A 20673-nucleotide genomic window follows, 5' to 3' on the forward strand; every position below is an offset into this window, starting at 1 on the left:
GCGGGGCAAGGCGATCTGCCGGGTTTGAATCCCCGGGCGGTGACGGCGAGCGTTCCAGGGAGGGACCGGGAAATGGGGCGTGTTGAGGCACGGTAGGTTTGGGGTGGGGCGAAAATCCGGCATGGGGCGGGGCGGTGGACCTGCGGGGTGTGCGCGGTGGAGTGGACGGTTCAGGGGGTGGACCTGGGTGGAGGTGGTTGGGAACCGGTCTGGGGGCCGGGCGCGTCCAGGTCGATCAGAATGTCGCGGGGTTCGGCCCCCTTGCTGGGCCCCACGATGCCGCGGCGTTCCAGTTCGTCCATGATCCGGGCGGCCCGGGTGTAGCCGAGTCGGAGACGCCGCTGAAGGAGCGAGACGCTGGCCTTTTGTTCGCTGCGGATGACCTCGATGCACTGCTGGATGAGTTCCTCGTCCTCGTTGAGTCCGTTGTTTTCGTCGAGGCTGGACGACGGGCGCGAGAGCTGTTCGTGGATTTCGAGGTCGTAGTTGGGTTTGCCCTGTTTGGCGATGAAATCCACGATGCGCTGGATTTCCTCGTCGGTGATGAGCGCGCCCTGGGCCCGGATGAGTTTGGCCGAGCCGGGCGGCAGCCAGAGCATGTCGCCCTTGCCGAGGAGTTTTTCGGCGCCCATGGCATCGAGGATGGTCCGCGAATCCACCCGGGAGGCGCATTGGAAGGCGATGCGGGCGGCGATGTTGGCCTTGATGACGCCGGTGATCACGTCCACGCTGGGGCGCTGGGTGGCCACGATGACGTGGATGCCGGCGGCTCGGGCCATCTGGGTGATGCGTGCAATGGCCATTTCCACATCGGCAGGGGCCACGAGCATCAGGTCCGCCAGCTCATCAATGATCACCACGATGTAACTGAGTTTTTCCGGGATGACGATGTCCTCCTCGCGCGGCACCACGATTTCCTCGTCCACCTCGACGGCAAAACCGTCGGCGGAGGGTTCGATCTTTTCCTTGCGGGCTTTCAGGGGCAGTTCGGGTTCGCGTTCGGGCAGGGGCTTGTTTCGGGGCCGGCTGTTGAAGGAGGTGATGTTACGGACGCCGACCCGGGCGAAGATCTGGTAGCGCTTCTCCATTTCGTTGACGACCCAGCGCAGGGCCAGGATGACCTTTTTGGGGTCCGTCACCACCGGCACCACGAGGTGAGGGAGACTGTTGTACTGCTGCAGCTCCACCACCTTGGGGTCAATCATGACGAACCGGAGCTGGTCGGGCGTGAACCGGTAGAGCAGCGACGCGATGATCGCATTGATGCACACCGACTTGCCGGAGCCGGTGCTGCCCGCGATGAGAAGGTGCGGCATCTCGGCCAGGTCGGCGATGATGGGCTGGCCGTAGACGTCCTTGCCCAGGGCCAACGGGATGCGAGCCCGGGTGTTGCGCCATTCCTCGGATTCGAGCAGGTCGCGAATGACGACCTTGGTTTTGACGCGATTGGGGACTTCGACTCCCACGGAGCTCTTGCCCGGTACGGGTGCCAGGATGTGGATGCGTTCGGCTTTCAGGGCCGCGGTGAGGTTGTTGGTCAGTGCCGTGATCCGTTCCAATTTGACCCCCGGGGCCGGATGCAGCTCGTACCGCGTGATGGTGGGGCCCTTGGTGATGTCGCCCAGTTCCACGGGAATGTCGAACTGGGCCAGCGTTTGTTGGATGAGCCGCGCGTTGGCCAGCAATTCTTCCCTGGATTCACCGGGCCGTGCGGGCACTTCAGGGGGATTGAGCAGGTCCAGCCCCGGTAGCTGATAGTTGCCGATGACCGGGGGCGCTGCGACGGCGATGGGTTTGGGCTTGCGCGGCTTGCCGCTCGTGGTGGCCGCTGCCGGGGCCGGTGTTGGTGCGGTTGGGGGTGCCGGTGTCACGGGCTTGGACGGGGCGGGTGGTTGGGTCTTCGCGACCTCATCCGAGCCGGCTGTGGTGACGGTCGCGGGGGCCGGGCGATCGGTGGGAGTGGTTGTTTCGTCCGCGTCCTCCGGTTGCTTGGCAACTGCGGGCTCGGGCTCGGGTTCCGGGGATTCCCCGGCGGTGGTGGGCACGGGGGCCGACCGCGTTGCGGGGGGCTCGGATTCCGTCTTGCGCTGCGGTACGCTCAGATCGCGGATCCTGGGTTCCGGGACCGGTTTCAGGTCGGCACCCACCCCGGCGCGGGCCAGCTCCTCCTGCAGGGCTTTCCTGCGTTTTTCGAGTTCCTCGGCCTTTTGCTCGAGGGGTGAGGGGGCAACGCCTCGCGATCGGAGTTCCCGAAGCCGAACCGGCAGGGCACGGAGCCAATCGAACAGTTGGAAGTTGGAGAGGTAGACCAGGCTGGCTGCGTAGAGGGTGGTGTAGGTAATCGTGGCTCCCACCGTGCCGAGCGTCCAAAAGAACCAGTCATAGCTGAAGGCGCCCAGGAAGCCTCCCACGCTGGGTGCGCCCAGCAAGGTCCTCCAGCTCCGCAGGATCGGCCAATCGTTGGCCATGTGGAGGAGGCCGGAACCGGAGAGAAACCACACCAACAGCCATGGCCAGCGGCGGAGCAGGTGGTCGAGTGCGCTCCACCAACAGGCAGCGCTCATGAGCAGCAGGGCCGGGGGCAGAAAGAAGGCCATTAGGCCAAAAAGGAAGAAAGAGGCGTTGGCCAGGTGCGCCCCGATCGGGCCGGCCAGATTGTGCACGGGTTGATTGGGCGGGTCGCGATGCAGCGGCAGGTCGTAACGATCAAACGACCATTGTGCCACCAACAAGAACAAACCCGCCGCAGCCAACACCACCCCCACCAATTCCCGGGGTACGCGGCTTTGATTGGGCTGCGCCATCCTCCGCGCCATGCCGCCACCGTAGCACCGTTGGGGAGAGGTGGGAAGAGAGATGTGCGGGATCGGACCGACCCGGTCTGATCCGCCGGATCCGTCCAAGCCTGATGGTGCCAAAACGTCACGTCACAGAGCGGGAAGTTGTGATTGCCCGGTCAGAAGTGTGCCAACATGACACTAATGGAGGGTCTAGTGGATTCGCATCATGTTGATGAACAGTAGCTTACATGTGAGTGGGCGTATTGGCATGGTTTTGGCTTGTGGTGAGGTGGTTTGAGAAAGGAGAGGTTGCCTATGAGCATGCAGGTCAGGCGTATGGAACGGCGGAATCCCACGTTTTGGGATCAGCTGGAGAGTTTGCAGGAAGAGGTGGATCGGCTTTTGGACGCGGCGTTTGCCGCTGCGGGTGCAAGTTCGACCTTGTGGGGCGAGCACGCGCCGGCGGTGGACCTGGTGGAGGAATCCGATCGGCTGGTTTTGCGGGTGGATTTACCCGGGATGCGTCGTGAGGACATTCAGGTCACACTGCACGACGGGTGTGTGACGGTGGCCGGGGAGAGGCGTGCTGACGAGCGTTATGCCCGGGCCCAGGTGCATCGGGCGGAGCGTGTGCTGGGCCGGTTCCAACGCACCATCTCGTTGCCCGTGCCGGTGGCTGCGGACCAGATCACGGCCCGGTACCGGGACGGCGTATTGGAGGTGGTGTTGCCGAAGGCGGAAGAGGCCCGGCCGAAACAGATCCAGGTGCAAACGGACTGAGAAAGGAGGGCAGCCATGGAGAAGGAGCAAGTTGTCCAAGCATCGCAGGAAATGAAACCGGCCGGTTCGCAAGAGGGCCGGGTGACCCGGATGCCTTCGCGCCGGCGTTGGTTGGTGCCGGCGGTGAACATTTACGAAACCCCCCAAGAGTTCGTGATTGAGGCGGAGATGCCCGGGGTGGCCCGCGATGGGCTGGAAGTGACGTTGGAAGGGAATCAGCTGACGATTCTGGGCCGGCGCAATCCCGACGCAGCCGAGGGTCGGTTCCTGTTGCGGGAGCGCGGTGCGGGTTTGGAGTACCGTCGGGTGTTTGAGCTGGATCCTTCGGTGGACGCGAATCGGGTGACGGCCCGGCTGGAGCAGGGTTTGCTGACGCTGGTCCTGCCGAAGGTGCAGGAGTTGCAACCGCGTCGGATACCGGTGACGGATTGAGCCGGGATTGGAGTTTGTCCGGCGGCGTCGGAGGGGGCGCCGCTCTTCTTTTACTTTTGGGCCGGCCAGGCCCAGGTGGTGACCTGGAACCGCATGGGCGTGTTAGTTCGGAGCACGTCCACCAGGACGGTCTGGCCCGGTCGGCGCGTAAGCATTTCCGCCTGCAGGGTGCCCGCATCCGGCACGGGTTTGCCGTCGAGGGCGTAGATGATGTCACCGGGGCGCAATCCGGATCGGGCGGCGGGTGCCCGGGGGTCAATGCCGGCCACCAACACGCCGGTCTGGCCCGGGGGAGCTGGTTGGATGTAGACGCCGAGGATGGAGCCCTGTTGGCGGGCGGCGGTGACCTGGGCGATCTGGGTCGGTGACAAACCGGGCGTGTTTTGGAGTGCCTGGAGCAGCCTGGCGTTGGCTTCGCGCAGGGATTCCAGTTCCTCCAGCTGTTTGCGAAGCTGGGTGACCTCATTGCGCAGGCGCAGCAGTTCCCGTGTGCCTTCGGAGGACAATCCGGCCGAGGCCAGTTCACGGTTGGAAGCCCGGAGTTGTTCGTTTTGGAGGCGCAGGGTTTCCAGTTCGACCTGGAGATCGCGGAGGGTAGCCAGTCGGTTTTGGGCCTCGTGCCATTGGCGCCGCTGCTGCCAATGGATGGCGGCCAGCGCGGCCAACGCCAGCGACAGAACCGCGCTCAGGCACCAGGGTACTGTGGTTCCGGTCTTCACGTTTCTCACCTCACCGACGGGGACGACGGGTCGTGTCCCGTTCCAGCATGGGCGTGGACGGGTGCGGGTGCAAGTCGTCCCCGGTCGCGCCCGCGCGGCGTGCAGTCCGGTGGGGCGGTTGCGGTGAGGGTTTGGGCAGCCGGGCGGGGCCGGCTGTTTCGGGGGTTGACAGGGCCGGTTGTTATTTCGATGATTGGCGAAACATGGAAACAATGGCTCGGGTGGTTGCGGTGGCCGGGGCGCTGTCCGATCGGCAGCGGTTGCGGATTCTGGCCGCTCTGGAGGGCCGCGAATGTTGCGTGTGTCAACTGGTGGCCCTGCTGGGGCTGGCCGTGTCGACCGTCTCGCGGCATCTCTCCGTTCTGGAACGGGCCGGTCTGATCCAATCGCGCAAGGAAGGGCGCTGGGTGTACTATCGGCGGGTGGCCCGGCCCGGGTCGGAGGTGGTGCGCGGGGCTCTGGGATGGGCGTTGAAAGCGGTGGCGGGCGATTCGTGCGTTCAGGCGGACCGGCGGGCCCTGGAGAGGATTCTGTCTCAGGACCCGCACGGGTTGTGTCGGCGACTGTGCCGGGGCGGGGTTCGCGGAAGCGGCGGAGCCCGGGTGCAGCGGCCGGTTCGGAGCCCGTGATCCCGGAGGGGCTTTCAAGGGGGCGCAGTGGATCCGGTACGGGGATTCCTGCGGCGCAAGGGCGGAAGGTGTGGCGATTTCAATGGCTTTGGCAGGGCAAACGAAAAACCGGGAAGAAGGAGGAGAGCAGGGCATGAGCACGACGATGACGAAACGGTTGAACGTGTTTGAGCGGTATTTGTCGTTGTGGGTGTTGTTGTGCATGGGGGTTGGGGTGGCGCTGGGCCGGCTCTGGCCCGGGGCGGTCCAGGCGTTGCAGCGGCTGGAGTTTGTGGAGGGCTCGCAGGTGAACGTGCCCATCGCGGTGCTGATCTGGCTGATGATTTATCCGATGATGTTGAAGGTGGATTTCACGGCGGTGGGCGGGATTGCGCGGCGTCCCAAGGGCCTGATGGTGACCCTGTTTGTGAACTGGCTGGTGAAACCGTTCAGCATGGCGTTTTTTGCCTGGTTGTTTTTGCAGCATGTCTTTTCTGCATGGGTGGATCCGGAAACGGCGCGCAACTACACGGCGGGTCTGATCATTCTGGCGGCGGCGCCCTGCACGGCCATGGTGTTTGTGTGGAGCTATCTCACGGACGGGGATCCCGTCTACACCCTGGTGCAGGTGGCGGTGAACGATTTGATCATGCTGTTCGCGTTTGCGCCCATTGTGATGTTTCTGTGCGGAGTGGCCCAGGTGATCGTTCCGCCGAAGGTGCTGGTGACGTCGGTGGTGGTGTTTATTGTGATTCCGTTGGCGGCGGGATATGCGACCCGGGCGTGGTTGTTGCGGCGACACGGTCGGGAGTGGTTCGAGCAGCAGTTCCTGCCGAGGTTTCATCCGGTGACCGTGGTGGCCCTGCTGGCCACGCTGGTGCTGATTTTTGCGTTTCAGGCGGGGAACCTGACGCAGCGGTGGTTTGCCGTGGTGCTGTTGGCAGTGCCGATCCTGGTGCAGGTGTATTTCAATTCCGGTCTGACGTATCTGTTGATGCGGTTGTTTCGGGTGCCGCATTCGGTGGCGGCGCCCGGAGCGCTCATCGGAGCCAGCAACTTTTTCGAGCTGGCGGTGGCCGTGGCCATTACGTTGTTCGGCCCCGAGTCGCCGGCGGCCCTGGCTTGTGTGGTGGGAGTGCTGGTGGAAGTGCCGGTGATGCTTTCGGTGTGCCGGTTCTGTAATGCCACGAGACCCTGGTATGAGCGCGGTCTGGCGAGCACGGGAGCTGCGGGTTCCTGAGGACGGCGCGGGGCCTGGAATCCTGGTCCGGCCGGGTGCCTGAGGGGTGGCTGCCGGCGGGACGATGGTGGCCGCGGCGGTTTGTGGTCTGGCCGGGGCTTTGCGCGCTGTGGAAGGGTGCGCCCACGGACCCGTGGCGCGGTGCGGGCTGAAGTGATGGGGTTTTTTAGCGCGGCTGGTGGAATCGGACCAGGTAGATCAGGGCGAGGAAGTCGTAGAGGGCATGGACGATCATCGGGGGTATCAAGGAGGTGCCTGCGAGACAGAACCCGCCGAGGTAGAGTCCCAGGATCAGGGTGAGCCCCATGTACGCGCGGTTTATGCAATGGGCCAGGGCAAAGAGGATGGATGCGAGGGTCCAGCCAGGGATGGGGCCGAGGTATTGGGCGGCCCACCCTTGGATGGCTCCGCGGAAGAGCAGTTCCTCGCCGACGCCGGCCAGCAGCGAGATGAAGGCAAGCTGCCAGGTTGTCCATGGCGTGAACAGGGGTCGGGCGAACTCCTCGAGAACCTTTCGAATGGAGAGGAGCGGTCCCCTGCGTGCCTGCAGGATTTGAACGAACAGGAGGTATGGGGGCAGGGTGGCTGCGAGGCCCAGGGCGAGCCCCTGCGGGTCGGTCCTCCACCAATCTGCGAACGGACGCGGGTGTGGGACCAGGGCCAGCCCGCCCAACAGACCAAGGGCGATTTCCAACCCGCAGCCCATCTGAAAGAAGCGTCGGCTGAGCTCGGCGTCCGGTTGCATGGGACTCACGGTATCAGAGGTTCGGTTTCGAGGCAGGTCTGACCGTCCCGTATCCGACACGCGCTTCGGGGCGGGGTGACGGTGGAGGGGGCGGGTTGTTGTTGGGGTCCGGATGTCGCATAAGATCGGCCGGCCGGAGCGGCGGGTTGGGTCGTGGCGGCCGGGGCGAGTGCGTCGGGTGTGACGACTCCCTCATGAGGCTCCGGTGTTCTTCGGCCTGGGCGGGACCCTTATGGCAAGCCATGTTCAGGCAGTGGATCTGGAGGTTGGGGGTCTTGGGAGGGGATGTGGCGCCGGGCATCGCCGGGCCGGGGGGAGGGGCTGCGGAGGGTCTGAATCCCTGCGTGAAGCGATGATGCGGTTCGGCTGATGTGGGGAGGTGACGGCGATGATGGCAGGCACGGAGGCAATGGGTGGCAGGGCTGTCCCTGTGGCGGTGGCATTTCGGGTCTTGCGAGGTTGTGAAGCGTGTAGGGGTGGCCGGGTCGCGCCCTGAGCATTTGCGTTCGGGGTGTTGTGGCTTGACGGGCTTGTGGCCGGCGATAGTTTGCGAGTCTTGAATTTGCGGATCAGCAAGTTGCAGGCATGAATGATGGGCGCAAGGTGGGTCGGGACCGACGACAGCGCAGGGGGTGGGGGCGACCGCATGAGAGGGGTCGGGGTTGGTACCTGGGTTGGGCGGTTCTGGCGGTGGCAACCGGTGCGGTGACCGCTTCCGGTCAGGAGGCTTTGCGCTCCTCGCTGACGGGGCAGATGGCGTTGGAAGCCAAGCGCCGGCGGATTGCGGCCGGGTGGGGCGATCTCCGGCTGGGGGCGTGGCGATTCGACCTGAACGCGACCCTGGCGCTGGAGTTGAACGACAATATCCGGTACGAGGAGGTGAACCCGCGGTCGGATCTGGTGGTTCGTCCCGGCTTTGCCGTGGCGGCGCTCTATCCGGTGACGGAAAAGAACGTGCTGACGCTGAACAGCGGCATCAGCTACAACGCGTTTCTGACGCATCCGGACCTGAACTACCTGCACGTTTCGCCGGATTCGAATCTTTCCTTCGACGTTTTTGTCGGGAACCTGTTGTTGAACTTCCACAATCGGTTTCATTACACGCAGGAGGTGGCGGATCAGCCGGATGTCCGGGGCAGTTTCAACTATGGTCGGTTGGACAATCAGTCGGGTCTGCTGGCGGTGTGGGATCTGAACAAGCTGGTGGTGGCGTTCAACTACGATCACCAGATCTACCAGTCCACCGATGACCGGTACCGGTTTACGGATCGCACGGCCGAACTCTTTGGGTTGCGCGTGGGCTGGCTGGTGACGCCGCTGACGCCGGTGGGACTGGAGTTTGGGGTGGGTTGGACGGATTTCAACAATGAGGACCCCGGCCTGCCGATTCGGCTGAATGACCTGTTTCATTACAGTGCCGGCCTGTTTTACGAAATGCCGGCGGGTCGGTTTATTCGGCTGCGGGCAGGTGCGGGGTACGTGGTTTATGATCCGACCACCGACGTGATGATCGGGGGCCGGGGTGGCGAGCCTGTGGATGGGGTTTATGCGGACCTGTCGGTGCAGCATCAGCTCACGCAGCACATTCGGTATGTGTTGTCGGCCGGGCAGCAGGTACGGTCGGGGTGGTATGCGGACGCCCTGCGCTCCTGGTACGGGAATTTGACCGTGAGTTGGAATATTTTGCGCGGATACTCGCTGGCCACCAGTGCCGGTTACGAGCGATCGGAGGAGGAGGGCGGATCGTGGTTTGTGGATCCGGAGGTTTATGATCGTTATTCGGTGGGGGTGGCGATTGGGAAGCGGCTGGGGCCGAACCTGGCGGCCAGTTTGGGGTACAGCCATATTGTCCGGGACTCGAACATCCATTGGCGCAGTTACACGCAGAATCGCCTTGTCCTGACGGGGACGTATACGTTTTAATGAAAGCTCTGATGAAAAAGGTGGGTGGGATCATCCTGGGTCTGGTTGCGGGTGTGGGTTTGTTGGTGGCGGCGGAGGGGGATGCATCGCCGCCGGGGGCACCGGCGTCGGGGAACGAAACGCCGGCGGTGACACGCGTGCCGGAGGGGAATGCTGCGAGTGCGGCCGGTGCGGCCGATTCGACCGGGGCGGTCCCTCCGGTGGTGCCGGTGGTTTTGGATGATCGGCACCCTTTGGCGCCGGGGGACAAGCTCAGTTTTCAGATTCTGGAGGACCGGGACCCGCCGAAGCAGTTGACGGTGACGGATTCCGGGGAGCTGGATGTTCCGTACGTGGGCCGGGTGTCGGTAGCGGGCAAAACGTGCAAGCAGGTGGCGGCGGAGCTGAAGAAGCTGCTGGAGCAGGATTACTATTATCGGGCGACGGTGGTGCTGGGGCTGGACCAGATCAGCAAGACGGCCGGGCGGGTGTACATTTGGGGTCAGGTGCGGAACCAGGGGGCGATTGAGATTCCCACGGGGGAGAATTTCACCGCCGGCAAGGCCATTTTGCGGGCGGGTGGTTTTTCGGACTTTGCGAACAAGAAAAAGGTGCGTTTGGTTCGAACGAAGCCGGATGGGACCCGGCAGACGTTCGAGCTGAACATGGAGAACATTTTGGAGAGGGGCAGAATCGAGGAGGACGTAACCCTGCAGCCGGACGATTTCATCATTGTTCCGGCTCGGCTGATCAACTGGTGAAAGGAGCATGAACGAGTATCCACAGCCGGCCCCGGAGAACCGGTCGGTTCGGAGTGCCCGGTTTTTCACGGTGTTGCAGCGCTGGCGCAGTTTGTTGCGCCGGCACTGGTGGGTGTTGCCCGGGTGTGCCCTGTTGGCGATGGCGGTGCACCTGATCGTTGTGTGGAATTCGCCCCCGGCGTATGCGAGCCGGGGCAAGATGATCGTGAACGTTCGGATCCAGGTGCAGACGGGGGCCAACTACATCGAGGAGCTGAGCAACTTTCTGGGCACCCAGGTGGCGCTGATGCAGAGCGACACGGTGTTGAACCGGGCGGCGGAGCGGGTGCATGCCGGCCGACCGGACCTTGTGCCGGTGCCGGTGAAGGTGACGGTGGGGGTGACGCCGAAGACGACCGTGTTCAATCTCCGCGCCGTGGGATCGGATCCGGCGTATGTGCAGGCGTACCTGGACGCCGTGATGGAGGAGTTCATCAATTTGAAGAAGGAGATGCGCACGCGCAGTTCGGATGTGACCCTGGCCGGGATCACCGAGGAGGTGGCGCGATTGGAGAAGGAGCTGAAGCAGTATGAGGACGAGCTGCTGCAGTTTCAGGCCACCAACAGCATCGTGTTCCTGCAGGAGCAGGGCAACGTGGCGGGCAATTATCTGGCGCAGTTGAACCAGCAACTGGCCATGTTGCAGAGCGAGTTGAACCTGTTGAACATGCTGGATCTGGAGCAGAACCTGGAACGGCAGCAGGCGGCCGGGGTGATCACCGGGGTGCGACCCGTCCCCCCGGGGCAACAGCGCAGTCCGGTGGACGTGCTGCGGGCCGATTCGGAATACCTCAAGGTCAAACAGGAGATCCAGGTGTTGAAGGCGGAGGAACAGCAATTGTCGGAGTACCTCCGGCCCAAGCATCCGAAGATGATTGCGCTGCGGGAGGAGATCCAGCGGAAGGAAAAGCTGCTGGACATCGTGCGCGAGCAGAGTGCCGAGCAGATCGAGAACCGGAAGAAGTCGCTGCAGTTGCAGATTGAGAACCTCCAGAAGGAGATCAAGCAATGGGAGGCGCGTGCGTTGGAGGCCAGCAGCAAGATGGCGCAGTACCAGAAGATTCGCGCGAACATCAACCGGGTTCAGAGCCTGTACGACCGGCTGTTGCAGACGATGCAGGCGGTGGGGGTGGACAAGGACATCATTCCGGAGTCGGTCACGATTCTCGAGCGTGCCTCGGTGGCGGAGCCGGATCGGCTGAGTCTGTCGGTCAGTCTGGCGTTGGCGGGTCTGGTGGGGTTGATGCTGGGGATGGGGCTGCTGTTGATTGTGGAGCGGTTTGACGACCGGATGAACACCTTTGTGGAGCTGCAGGATCATTTTGAGGAACCGGTGTTGGGACAGATCCCGCGGGAGCGGTCGGGTCGAAACGGCGATCTGCCGTTGTTGCGTCCGGACGATGATCGGCACGCGTTTGCGGAGGCCTACCGTAATGTGAGGTCGTCGTTGTTGTTCATGCCGGCCGGGAACGGGAGTGAGAAGCCCCGGCTTCTGCTGGTGACGAGTTCGATTCCGAACGATGGGAAGTCGATGACCACGGCCAATCTGGCCATCACGCTGGCGTTGGGCGGGGCGCGGGTGTTGCTGGTGGACGCCGACCTGCGCAAGGGTGTGCTTCACCGGCGGTTCGGGGTGGAGAACTCCTCCGGCTTCTCGGAGGTGCTGCAGCAGAAGACGGATTGGAGGGAGGTGGTCCGGCCGACCTCTGTTCCGAACCTTTGGGTGGTGCCGAGCGGGACGCCGACGCAGAACTCGAGCGAGTTGTTCCTGCAGCCGGTGACACGGCGGGTGCTGGAGGAGATGGCGGCTGCCTACGATTACGTGGTGCTGGACACGCCCCCGGTGATGGCTGCGGACGACGTAACCACGCTGGCGCCGCTGGCGCACGGGGTGATTTTCGTGGTTCGCGCGCAACACACCTCGGCGAGGGTGGCCCGGGCGGCGCTGGACCTTTTGTACCAGCGGAACGTGAAGGTGTTGGGGCTGGTGTTCAACGCGGTGAACCCGCGAACGGGCGAGTACTATTACTACTCGCGGTACAAGGACTACTACCACCGTTCCAGCCGCGCGAAGGCTTGAGATGGCAGGCGGCGGGACGCTGTCGGTGGCGCTGCCCGGATGGACGCCGGCGGTTGCGGCGGAGCGTCCGGCCTGGTTCTGCGTGCGGGCCCAGCCGAGGCGGGAACACGTGGCGGCGGGGCATTTGCGGCTGCTGCGCGAGGTGGAGGTGTTCTTCCCGCGGATTCGTTTCCGGCGTCCCACGGTGCGGGGGGGCGTGTGGGTGACGGAGGCGCTCTTTCCGGGGTATCTGTTTGCGCGGTTTGACTGGGGCCGGCACCTCCGGTGGGTTCAGGCCAGTCCGGGCGTGGTCTGTGTGGTGCATTTCGGGCAGCGGTGGCCGACGATTCCGGCCGCGGTGGTGGAGGAACTGCGCAGGCGCCTGGGCGAGGAGGAGGTGAAGATCCTCGGGGAACGGTTGCGGCCGGGTGACCGGGCACGAGTGATGGGCGGTGTACTTCAGGGACTGGAGGGGGTGGTGGATCGGGTGGTGCCGGCCCGGCGCAGGGTGCAGGTGTTGTTGGAGTTTTTGGGGCGGCAGGTGAGCGTGGAGATTCCCGAGGAACAGGTCAGTCCCTGTTCGGACCTTCGGTTGCGTTTGAATGTGGCCCTGTGAGGCGCCCGCGTGGTTTGCCCGGCTTGGGAGGCGGTGGGCGGGGATTTCTTTTTACGGGGACCGGCTTGCCGGCGTGGTTTGGAGGAAACGGATCAGTTCGTCCACGGCGGCCCGGATTTGCTCGGTGTCGGCCAGGGAATCGTTGTGGGAGCCGCGGAGTTCCCGGAGCCATTTCGGCGGGTGGGCCGCGGCGAAATTGGCCTCGGCGTGGTGGAATCGCACCAGTTCGTCCTGCCGGCTGTGCAGGATGAGCACCGGCACGTGGACGCGGGTCAGGTGGTCACGGGTGGCGTAACGGGTGCGGACGAGCGAACGGACGGGCAGCCATGGGTAGAGTTCGCTTCCGAGGTCGGGGATGCTGGTGAAGGCGCCCATGAGGATGAGGGCGGCCACGGGTTTTTGGGTTGCGAGGTGACTGGCGATGGCGCCGCCGAGGGATTCGCCCACGGCGAGGATGGCCTGCGGGGGATGGCCGCGCTGCACCAGCCATTGCCAGGCGGTTTGTGCGTCGATGTAGGTGCCGGCTTCGTCGGGTCGGCCTTCGCTGCGGCCGTAGCCGCGGTAATCGAAGAGCAACACGGCGATGCCGGTGTCGAGCAGGGCCGAGGCGAGCGGGAGCCGATGACTGATGTTGCCGCCGTTCCCGTGGCAGACTAGGGCGGCGAATTGGGCTCTGGGGGATTGGCCGGCGGCGGGGAAATACCATGCATGGAGGTGCAGGCCGTCCTCGGTGGTGAGGGTGAGATCTTCGAAGGGACGGCCCAGTTCCTCCGGGGATGCGTCGTGGGTCCGTGTGGGGGCGTAGATCTGGTGATGTTCAAACCATCGGAGCATGATCCAGAGCAGGGCGGTGTAGAGGATCAGACGGCCGGTGACCCGCGGCCGGGGGCGGCGGGTGGGGTTTTTGGGGGCCGCGCGCGGTGCGGGTGGGTCGGGACTGTCCATGGGTTGGGGGAGCCGACGTTGCCGGGGCGCGGGCGGGGTGGTGACGGGTTGTCATGCGGGCGCCAGTGCGGTTTGCCGGCAGGCGGCCAGGCGTTCCTCGAACTCGACAATTTCACGGATCTGGGTGAGGAACCATGGGTCGATGTGGGTGAGTTGATGGATTTCTTCGACGGTGAAGCCGGCGCGGAAGGCGTGGCGGATGAAGAAGATGCGTTCGGCGTTGGGGATGGAGAGCTTGCGGATGAGCAGGTCGCGCGGGAGCAGGTCGCGGTCGCCGTAGAGCTGGCCGTCGATGCGCCAGGGTTTGCCGTCGCCGCCCAAGCCGTACCGTCCGATTTCGAGTGAGCGGAGGCATTTCTGGAGGGCTTCCTTGAAGGTGCGCCCGATGGCCATGGCTTCGCCGACGCTTTTCATCTGGGTGGTGAGGGTGGGATCGGCATCGGGGAATTTTTCGAATGCGAAGCGTGGGACCTTGACCACGACGTAGTCGATGGTGGGTTCGAACGAGGCGGGGGTTTCGCGGGTGATGTCGTTGGGGATTTCGTCGAGGCGGTAACCGACGGCGAGTTTGGCGGCGATTTTGGCGATGGGGAATCCGGTTGCCTTGGAGGCGAGGGCGGAGCTGCGGCTGACGCGTGGGTTCATTTCGATGACCACCATCCGGCCGGTTTTGGGGTTGACGGCGAACTGGATGTTGGAGCCGCCGGTTTCGACGCCCACGGCGCGGATGACGGCGAAGCTGGCGTCGCGCATGAGCTGGTATTCCTTGTCGGTGAGGGTCTGGATGGGGGCGACGGTGATGGAGTCGCCGGTGTGGATGCCCATCGGGTCGAAGTTTTCGATGGAGCAGATGACCACGCAATTGTCGGCGTGGTCGCGCATGACCTCCATTTCGAACTCTTTCCAGCCGAGCAGGGATTCCTCGATGAGGATTTCGGACACGGGGGAGAGGTCGAGGCCGCGGCGGGCGATTTCCTCGAATTCGTCGCGGTTGTAGGCGATGCCGCCGCCGGTACCGCCGAGGGTGAAGGCGGGCCGGATGATGAGGGGGAACCGTCCGATGGAGGCGGCAACGGCGCGGGCTTCCTCGAGGCTGTGGGCGGTCCCGCTGACGGGGACGTCCAGGCCGATGCTGAGCATGAGGTCTTTGAAGACCTGGCGGTCTTCCCCGCGCTCGATGGCTTCGGGTTTGGCGCCGATGAGTTCGACGCCGTGGCGGCGGAGTGCGCCCGAACGATGGAGGGCCATGGCGGTGTTGAGGGCGGTCTGGCCGCCGAGGGTGGGCAACAGGACCAGCTTGTGGGGGACATCGGGTGGCGCACCTTCCAAGGGCACGCCCATGCGGCGCAGTTCTTCCAGCTCGCGGACAATGATCTTTTCGACGCATTCGGGCGTGATGGGTTCGATGTAGGTGCGGTCGGCGAACTCCGGGTCGGTCATGATGGTGGCGGGGTTGGAGTTCACCAGGATTACGCGGTAGCCCTCTTCCTTGAGGGCCTTGCAGGCCTGCGTACCGGAATAGTCGAACTCGCAGGCCTGACCGATGATGATCGGGCCCGCGCCGATGATGAGCACGGAATGGATGTCCTTGCGCTTCGGCATAGGCGAGGGAGAGTTAAACCGATGTCCGGGGGTTTGTCAGGGCCGGAATTGGGATCGGGTTGTCGCAGGGCGGGTCGGCGCTGTTGAGGGCCTTCCGTTGGGCGCCCCGGTCCTGGCGGCCGCTTGGGCGCCGGCCAAGGGTCGGGTGTGGAAACCGGAGCCGGACTTGCGGCGGGGCGGGACCGGCTTCAGGCTTGTGGAGTGAAGGGCTTTTTTTCAGTGGCGCCGGCGGCGGCGGGTGCAGCGGGGAGTTGCGATGGATGAGCGGCGCGGGCAGGGTATGGGAGCACGGGCTTGCGGGGTGGGACTTCCGCCGTTGGCGGGTGGGTTGAGATGCGGTTGAGACCATGAATCTGACTGGGCGAACAGGGGCGCGGCGGGTGAGCTTTGGGCCGTGGGGGTCGGTTGGGGCGTTTACGCTGGTGGAGTTGCTGGTGGTGATCGCGGTGGTGGCGGTACTGGCGGCGCTGTTGTTGCCGGCTTTGGGTAGGGGGAAACAGAGGGCGCAGGGGTACCAGTGCCTCAACAATCATCGGCAACTGGTGCTGGCATGGCGCATGTATGTGGATGACAACCGGGACGAGCTGCCGTTCGCCAGCGAGGATCCGCGTCGGCCGGAGACGGCGGCCTGGGCATGGGTGACGGGGTATCTGGATTTGAACCCGAACAACCCGACGAATTGGAATCCGGCCCTGTCGATCGAGCGCAGTCCGCTCTGGCCGTATTGCGGGGGTCAGCGGACGATTTGGAAATGTCCGGCTGATCAATCGTTTGTGGTGGTCAATGGGGAGCCCCGGCCGCGGGTGCGGAGCATGTCCATGAACGTGTATCTTGGGGGCTGGGGCGGGACGGACGGGGGTTGGGGCGCGCTGATTTCCGATTACCGGATCTACCGCAAGGGATCGGATCTGCACAATCCCGGTCCGGCCAGGCTGTTTGTGTTTCTGGACATGCGGGAGGACAGCATTGACATGGGGAATTTCGCGACGCGCATGGCCGGATGGCCGAACCGACCCGAGCTGTACGGTTTCTATGATCTGCCGGGTTTTTATCATCATCGGGCCTGCGGTTTTTCCTTTGCGGACGGGCATTCGGAGATGCGCCGGTGGCGGGATGATCGGACCATGCCGCCGTTGGTGCCGGGCGGGCTGGTGAACGACAGTTTTGCTTCGCCGCACAATCCTGATGTGGCCTGGTTGCAGGAGCGTTCGACGCGCCCGCTCTCCGACGTGCGGTAGGAGTGGATGGGTTCGGCGTGGGCCGCGGCGGCGCGTTTGAGGTGGGTGCGTGGGTGGAACCGGCGGTGTGGGGGCGTGGTGCCGGTGGGCGCGGAGTCCATGCAGGTTTGGGTTAACCCTGCCCGGGTCCGATTGTGAGGGCTTGTTTGATCCGCCAGAGGAGGTCTTGTGCGGTGAAGGGTTTGCGCAGGCAGGGGGTACGGTCCTGCGGTTCCAGTTCGGGCAGTACGTAACCGGTGGTGGGGATGATGGGGAGGGTTGGCCGCAGACGACGGATCCGCTCGATGAGATCGCGGCCGCTCATGCGGGGCATGACGAGGTCGACGAGCGCCACGTCCACGCGGTTTTCGTTGCGGCTCAACAGGGCGAGGGCTTCGGCGCCGCCGGGCGCGGTCAGGACGTCGTACCCGAACTGTTTGAGAACGGCTTCGACGGTTCGGCGGACGCGGTCGTCATCGTCCACCACCAGCACGGTTCCCTGGCCGCGCAGGATGGGGTCGGAGGGGGCTGCGGTGCGGGCTACGACGGGCCTGGCTGGCAGGTACAGGCGCACCGAGGTGCCGCGACCGGGCTCGCTGGCGATTACGATGCCGCCGCCGTGACCGGAGACCACGCCGTAGACCCAGGCAAGGCCCAGTCCGCGATGGCCCTGGGCACGTTTGGTGGTGAAGAACGGTTCGAAGATACGGGGCAGATGGTCCACCGGGATGCCGCAACCGGTGTCTGTGATTTCGACACAGACGTGGCATCCGGCGGCCAGCTCGACGTTGCGGTCGCGTGCGGGTTGATCCAGGACTAGGTTGCGGGTGCGGATGAGGACGCGGCCCTGGTGGGTGATGGCTTCGGCGGCGTTGTCAAGGAGGTGGACGATTGCCTGGAGCAGTTTGGCTTCCTGGAAGTGGACGGTGTAGAGGCGGCGTTCCGGTTCAAAGGTCCATTCGATGTCTGCCTGGACGGGTTTGGACCGGACGATGGCGAGGGCGCGTTGGATGAGATCGTTGAGGTTACCGCCGGGCGGGGTTTCCGGCTCGGGCGTGGTGTGGCTGAAGGAGCCCAATTCGTGGGCGAGTTCGGCGGCGTGGGCGACGGCTTGTTCGATTTCGAGCAGGGTGGGGCGGAGAGGGTCGTCGGGGGCCAACCGGCTCAGGAGGAGGGAGGTTCGGCCCAAGATGGGGGTGAGGGCGTTGTTGAAGTCGAGGGCGATGGTACGGGTGAGCTGGAGGACGGATTGGAGGCGCTGTTGGAGGGAGGAGGTGTCGGGTTCGGGGGGTGTGGGTGGGAGCTGGAGGAGGAAGAACCGCTGTTGATCGCGTGTCCAGCTGCAGATATGGGCGGTGGTTTCGAGGGTTTGCCCGCCACGGGCCCGGAGTCGAAGGGTCACGGTGGGGATGGGTGCGCGGGTCCACTGCAGAAGGAAGGTCTCGGGCGGGGCGGTGTTTTCCGGGTGCCAGAAGGTAGCGAGCCGGGCGGTTCCGCTGGAGACGCCCGGGCCCAGCCGTTGGACGGCGGCCGCGTTGGCGCGGAGGATTGTTCCAGCGGCGTCCAGCCAGAGGACGGGCCATCCGGCGTTTTCGAATGCGGCGAAAAATTCGTTTCGCATGCGACCGCTTGAGGTCCAGTTGATTTGGTGATCGGCGGGATGGGCCCGGGACTTTAGAATTGGAGAAAGGCCTCCGGCAGGAGATCGGCGATGGAGAACCGGCGCGGGTTGCCGGGCCGGCGGCTGTCGGCCACGTACAGATGCGCCCGGGGGGCGTACTCGGCCAGCAATTGCCGGCAGGCGCCGCAGGGTGCGGGGCCTTGGGGGATCCGGGCGACGACGGCCACGGCCACGATGGGTTCGCGGCATTCGGTGAGGGTTTTGAACAGGGCGACCCGTTCGGCGCAGCAGGTAAGGCCGAAGCTGGCGCTTTCGATGTTGGCCCCGGTGAAAATACGGCCGGAGCGTGTGAGCACGGCGGCACCGACGCGGAACCCGGACCATGGGGCACGGGCGAGTCGGCGGGCCCGGACGGCGGCGAGCACCAGCTTGTGGATCGTTGCCGGGTCGGGTTCGGCGCGGATGGTGGGGTTCATGGTGGGCCGTGTGAGTGCAAGTTTGTTGGATGGGGTTCAGTCCCGGCTGGCGTACCAGCGGATGAACTCGTCCAACCAGGCGGTGGCCTGCCGGGTGATGCGGCCGGCTTGTTCCAGGACCTCCTCGTGGGAGAGGGGTTTCCGGCTCCGGCCGGCTGCCAGGTTGGTGATGCAGGAAACGGCGGCGACGCGCAGGCCGCATTGCCGTGCGACGATGACCTCGGGGACGGTGCTCATGCCGACGGCGTCGGCGCCCAGGCGCGCGAAGGCCCGGACTTCGGCGGGGGTTTCGAAGCTGGGTCCGCTCACGGCCAGATACACCCCGCGATGCAGGCGGAGTTTTTGGTTGCGTGCGGCCCGGGCGAGTCCGCGGGAGAGATCGGGATCGTAGGCCCGGCCGAGGTCCACAAACCGGGTTAACCCCGGCCACTGGGGCCCACGCAGCGGATTGTCGGCCATGAAATTGATGTGATCGCGCAGGAGCATGAAATCGCCGGGTCGAAACCCGCGTCGGATCCCGCCGGCGGCGTTGGTGAGGATGAGATCGCGCACGCCCCAGGCGGCGAGGACGCGGATGGGGAAGGTGATCCGGGCCATGGACCAACCCTCGTAGAAGTGGGCGCGCCCTTGGAGGATGGCGAGCGGGACACCGTGTCGGGTGCCGACCAGGAGGCGACCGCCGTGTCCGGGGACGGTTGGGGTGGGAAAGCCCGGGATTTGGGCGAAGTCGATTGGGCACTGCGTTTCCAGGAGGTCTGCGACGCCGCCGAAGCCGGTGCCGAGCACGAGGGCGAGCCGGGGCGTGAAGCTGCACTGCATGCGCAGGAGGCGCAGGGCGGCCTGCAACTGGTCGGGCCCGGGGTCGGCCGGGCGGATGGATTTGCGGGTTGTGCCGGTCTTCATTGCGCGGTGGTGCGCGGCTTGCCGGATGCGTCGGTTGCCCCTAGTTTGCGGCGGTTGAGCGGCGACGTTTTATGGATTGGACAACCGAATCGTGGCAACGCTACGCACGGCATGTGATTTTGCCGGAGATCGGCCCGGCCGGCCAAAAGAAAATTCGTGAAGCCCGGGTGTTGTGTGTGGGTGCGGGTGGGCTGGGTTCGCCGGTGTTGTTGTATTTGGCGGCGGCGGGGGTGGGCCGGTTGGGCATCGTGGATCATGACCGGGTGGACATCACGAATCTCCAGCGGCAGGTGGTGCATACCACGGCGGATGCCGGCAGGCCGAAGACGCGTTCGGCGGCGGAGAAGCTGCGGGCGCTGAATCCGGATGTGGAGGTGGTGGAGTATCCGGAGCGACTGACGCGCGACAATGCGCTGGAGATTTTGCGGGATTACGACGTGGTGGTGGATGGCTCGGACAATTTCCCCACCCGATATCTGGTGAACGACGCGTGCGTGTTGTTGGGGAAGCCGAACGTGTACGGTTCCATTTACCGGTTTGAGGGGCAGGCGAGCCTGTTTGCGCCGCATTTGGGGGCGCCGTGTTACCGGTGTTTGTATCCGGAACCGCCGCCTCCGGGCACGGTGCCGTCGTGTGTGGAGGCGGGTGTGCTGGGGGTGTTACCGGGTGTCATTGGCTGCATTCAGGCGACGGAGGCGCTGAAGTTGATCGTGGGGGTGGGCACGACGTTGATGGGGCGTCTGTTGTTGTACGATGCGCTGGCCATGCGGTTTCGCGAGATCCGGGTGACGCGGGATCCGGGTTGTCCCATCTGCGGGGCGCATCCGACCCTTCGGGGGCTCGGCCATTACGAGGAGGTGTGCCCGACGGCCGCGCCGGCTGGTGCATGCGGCGAGGACGAGGTGACGGTGCGCGAATTGCAGGAGGCGGTGTTGCATCCGGAGCGGGGGATCGAGGTGGTGGACGTGCGGGAGGCGCACGAGTATGCGGTGGCCCATCTGCCGGGGGCGCGGTTGCTGCCGCTGAGCGAGCTGCCGCAGCGGTGGCGGGAACTGGATCCGCGGAAGCCGGCGTATTTGTATTGCAAGGCCGGGGGACGGTCTTTGCAGGCGGTGGCCTTTTTGAAGCAGGTGGGGTTTCGCTCGGTGCGGAGCGTGCGCGGCGGGTTGATGGCCTGGGTGCGCGAGATTGATCCCGGTTTTCCGTTGTTGTGAGGGTTGGGACGCCG

Annotated in this window: 18 protein-coding genes; 10 read left to right on the forward strand and 8 right to left on the reverse strand. The window is 64.9% G+C overall.

Translation table 11 applies throughout. From position 1 onward, the window contains the following. Nucleotides 1-170: 170 nt before the first annotated feature. The gene (locus G4L39_RS04935; RefSeq protein WP_165106368.1) at nucleotides 171-2816 is read right to left on the reverse strand and encodes a DNA translocase FtsK; all 2646 of its coding nucleotides are present in this window, start codon (nucleotides 2814-2816) and stop codon (nucleotides 171-173) included. Nucleotides 2817-3095: 279 nt separating this feature from the next. On the opposite strand from G4L39_RS04935, the gene G4L39_RS04940 reads away from it, so the two are divergent. Further along, on the forward strand, nucleotides 3096-3560 hold the full coding sequence (locus G4L39_RS04940; RefSeq protein WP_165106370.1) for an Hsp20/alpha crystallin family protein: 465 nt from the start codon (nucleotides 3096-3098) through the stop codon (nucleotides 3558-3560). Nucleotides 3561-3575: 15 nt separating this feature from the next. Then, the gene (locus G4L39_RS04945) at nucleotides 3576-3992 is read left to right on the forward strand and encodes an Hsp20/alpha crystallin family protein (RefSeq protein ID WP_165106371.1); all 417 of its coding nucleotides are present in this window, start codon (nucleotides 3576-3578) and stop codon (nucleotides 3990-3992) included. A 50-nt stretch (nucleotides 3993-4042) separates the two neighbouring features. On the opposite strand, the gene G4L39_RS15735 is transcribed toward G4L39_RS04945, so the two are convergent. Further along, the gene (locus tag G4L39_RS15735; RefSeq protein WP_165106373.1) at nucleotides 4043-4711 is read right to left on the reverse strand and encodes a PDZ domain-containing protein; all 669 of its coding nucleotides are present in this window, start codon (nucleotides 4709-4711) and stop codon (nucleotides 4043-4045) included. 203 nt (nucleotides 4712-4914) lie between these two features. Here G4L39_RS15735 and G4L39_RS04955 point away from each other — a divergent pair, with 203 nt between their 5' ends. Next, nucleotides 4915-5340 carry an ArsR/SmtB family transcription factor gene (locus G4L39_RS04955; protein ID WP_205880793.1) on the forward strand — a complete coding sequence of 142 codons (426 nt, stop codon included), beginning with the start codon at nucleotides 4915-4917 and terminating at the stop codon, nucleotides 5338-5340. A 133-nt stretch (nucleotides 5341-5473) separates the two neighbouring features. Next, nucleotides 5474-6559, forward strand: a complete 1086-nt coding sequence (gene arsB / locus G4L39_RS04960) for an ACR3 family arsenite efflux transporter (protein ID WP_165106374.1) — start codon at nucleotides 5474-5476, stop codon at nucleotides 6557-6559. Nucleotides 6560-6725: 166 nt separating this feature from the next. Here arsB and G4L39_RS04965 read toward each other — a convergent pair whose 3' ends face one another. Beyond that, complete coding sequence (locus tag G4L39_RS04965) at nucleotides 6726-7304, reverse strand: CPBP family intramembrane glutamic endopeptidase (protein ID WP_165106375.1); 579 nt, start codon at nucleotides 7302-7304, stop codon at nucleotides 6726-6728. A 585-nt stretch (nucleotides 7305-7889) separates the two neighbouring features. On the opposite strand from G4L39_RS04965, the gene G4L39_RS04970 reads away from it, so the two are divergent. Genes G4L39_RS04970 through nusG form a run of 4 tightly spaced genes read left to right on the forward strand, consistent with a single transcriptional unit; the run spans nucleotide 7890 to nucleotide 12681 of the window. Next, on the forward strand, nucleotides 7890-9227 hold the full coding sequence (locus G4L39_RS04970) for a porin family protein (RefSeq protein ID WP_165106377.1): 1338 nt from the start codon (nucleotides 7890-7892) through the stop codon (nucleotides 9225-9227). An 11-nt stretch (nucleotides 9228-9238) separates the two neighbouring features. After that, on the forward strand, nucleotides 9239-9967 hold the full coding sequence (locus G4L39_RS04975; protein WP_165106378.1) for a polysaccharide biosynthesis/export family protein: 729 nt from the start codon (nucleotides 9239-9241) through the stop codon (nucleotides 9965-9967). Nucleotides 9968-9974: 7 nt separating this feature from the next. Then, complete coding sequence (locus tag G4L39_RS04980) at nucleotides 9975-12086, forward strand: GumC family protein (RefSeq protein ID WP_165106379.1); 2112 nt, start codon at nucleotides 9975-9977, stop codon at nucleotides 12084-12086. Between the two features lies 1 nt (nucleotide 12087). Then, complete coding sequence (gene nusG, locus G4L39_RS04985; RefSeq protein WP_165106381.1) at nucleotides 12088-12681, forward strand: transcription termination/antitermination protein NusG; 594 nt, start codon at nucleotides 12088-12090, stop codon at nucleotides 12679-12681. 51 nt (nucleotides 12682-12732) lie between these two features. On the opposite strand, the gene G4L39_RS04990 is transcribed toward nusG, so the two are convergent. Further along, nucleotides 12733-13626, reverse strand: a complete 894-nt coding sequence (locus tag G4L39_RS04990; protein WP_165106383.1) for an alpha/beta hydrolase — start codon at nucleotides 13624-13626, stop codon at nucleotides 12733-12735. Between the two features lie 51 nt (nucleotides 13627-13677). Next, nucleotides 13678-15228 (reverse strand): carbamoyl-phosphate synthase large subunit, encoded by a 1551-nt coding sequence (gene carB, locus G4L39_RS04995; protein ID WP_165106388.1) that lies wholly within the window; start codon nucleotides 15226-15228, stop codon nucleotides 13678-13680. A 347-nt stretch (nucleotides 15229-15575) separates the two neighbouring features. Between carB and G4L39_RS05000 the strand changes: the two genes are divergently transcribed. Further along, entirely contained in the window at nucleotides 15576-16466 is an 891-nt protein-coding gene (locus G4L39_RS05000; RefSeq protein WP_165106389.1) for a prepilin-type N-terminal cleavage/methylation domain-containing protein, read from the forward strand. Between the two features lie 112 nt (nucleotides 16467-16578). On the opposite strand, the gene G4L39_RS05005 is transcribed toward G4L39_RS05000, so the two are convergent. The 3 genes from G4L39_RS05005 to G4L39_RS05015 are packed head-to-tail and all read right to left on the reverse strand — an operon-like array spanning nucleotide 16579 to nucleotide 19445. Next, nucleotides 16579-18066 carry an ATP-binding protein gene (locus tag G4L39_RS05005; RefSeq protein WP_165106390.1) on the reverse strand — a complete coding sequence of 496 codons (1488 nt, stop codon included), beginning with the start codon at nucleotides 18064-18066 and terminating at the stop codon, nucleotides 16579-16581. A 53-nt stretch (nucleotides 18067-18119) separates the two neighbouring features. Next, on the reverse strand, nucleotides 18120-18542 hold the full coding sequence (locus G4L39_RS05010) for a cytidine deaminase (RefSeq protein WP_165106391.1): 423 nt from the start codon (nucleotides 18540-18542) through the stop codon (nucleotides 18120-18122). Between the two features lie 36 nt (nucleotides 18543-18578). After that, nucleotides 18579-19445, reverse strand: a complete 867-nt coding sequence (locus tag G4L39_RS05015) for a purine-nucleoside phosphorylase (RefSeq protein WP_165106392.1) — start codon at nucleotides 19443-19445, stop codon at nucleotides 18579-18581. 71 nt (nucleotides 19446-19516) lie between these two features. Between G4L39_RS05015 and moeB the strand changes: the two genes are divergently transcribed. Then, on the forward strand, nucleotides 19517-20659 hold the full coding sequence (moeB, locus tag G4L39_RS05020; protein ID WP_165106393.1) for a molybdopterin-synthase adenylyltransferase MoeB: 1143 nt from the start codon (nucleotides 19517-19519) through the stop codon (nucleotides 20657-20659). The last annotated feature ends 14 nt before the right edge of the window (nucleotides 20660-20673 follow it).

Source organism: Limisphaera ngatamarikiensis (assembly GCF_011044775.1).
GTDB lineage: Bacteria > Verrucomicrobiota > Verrucomicrobiia > Limisphaerales > Limisphaeraceae > Limisphaera > Limisphaera ngatamarikiensis.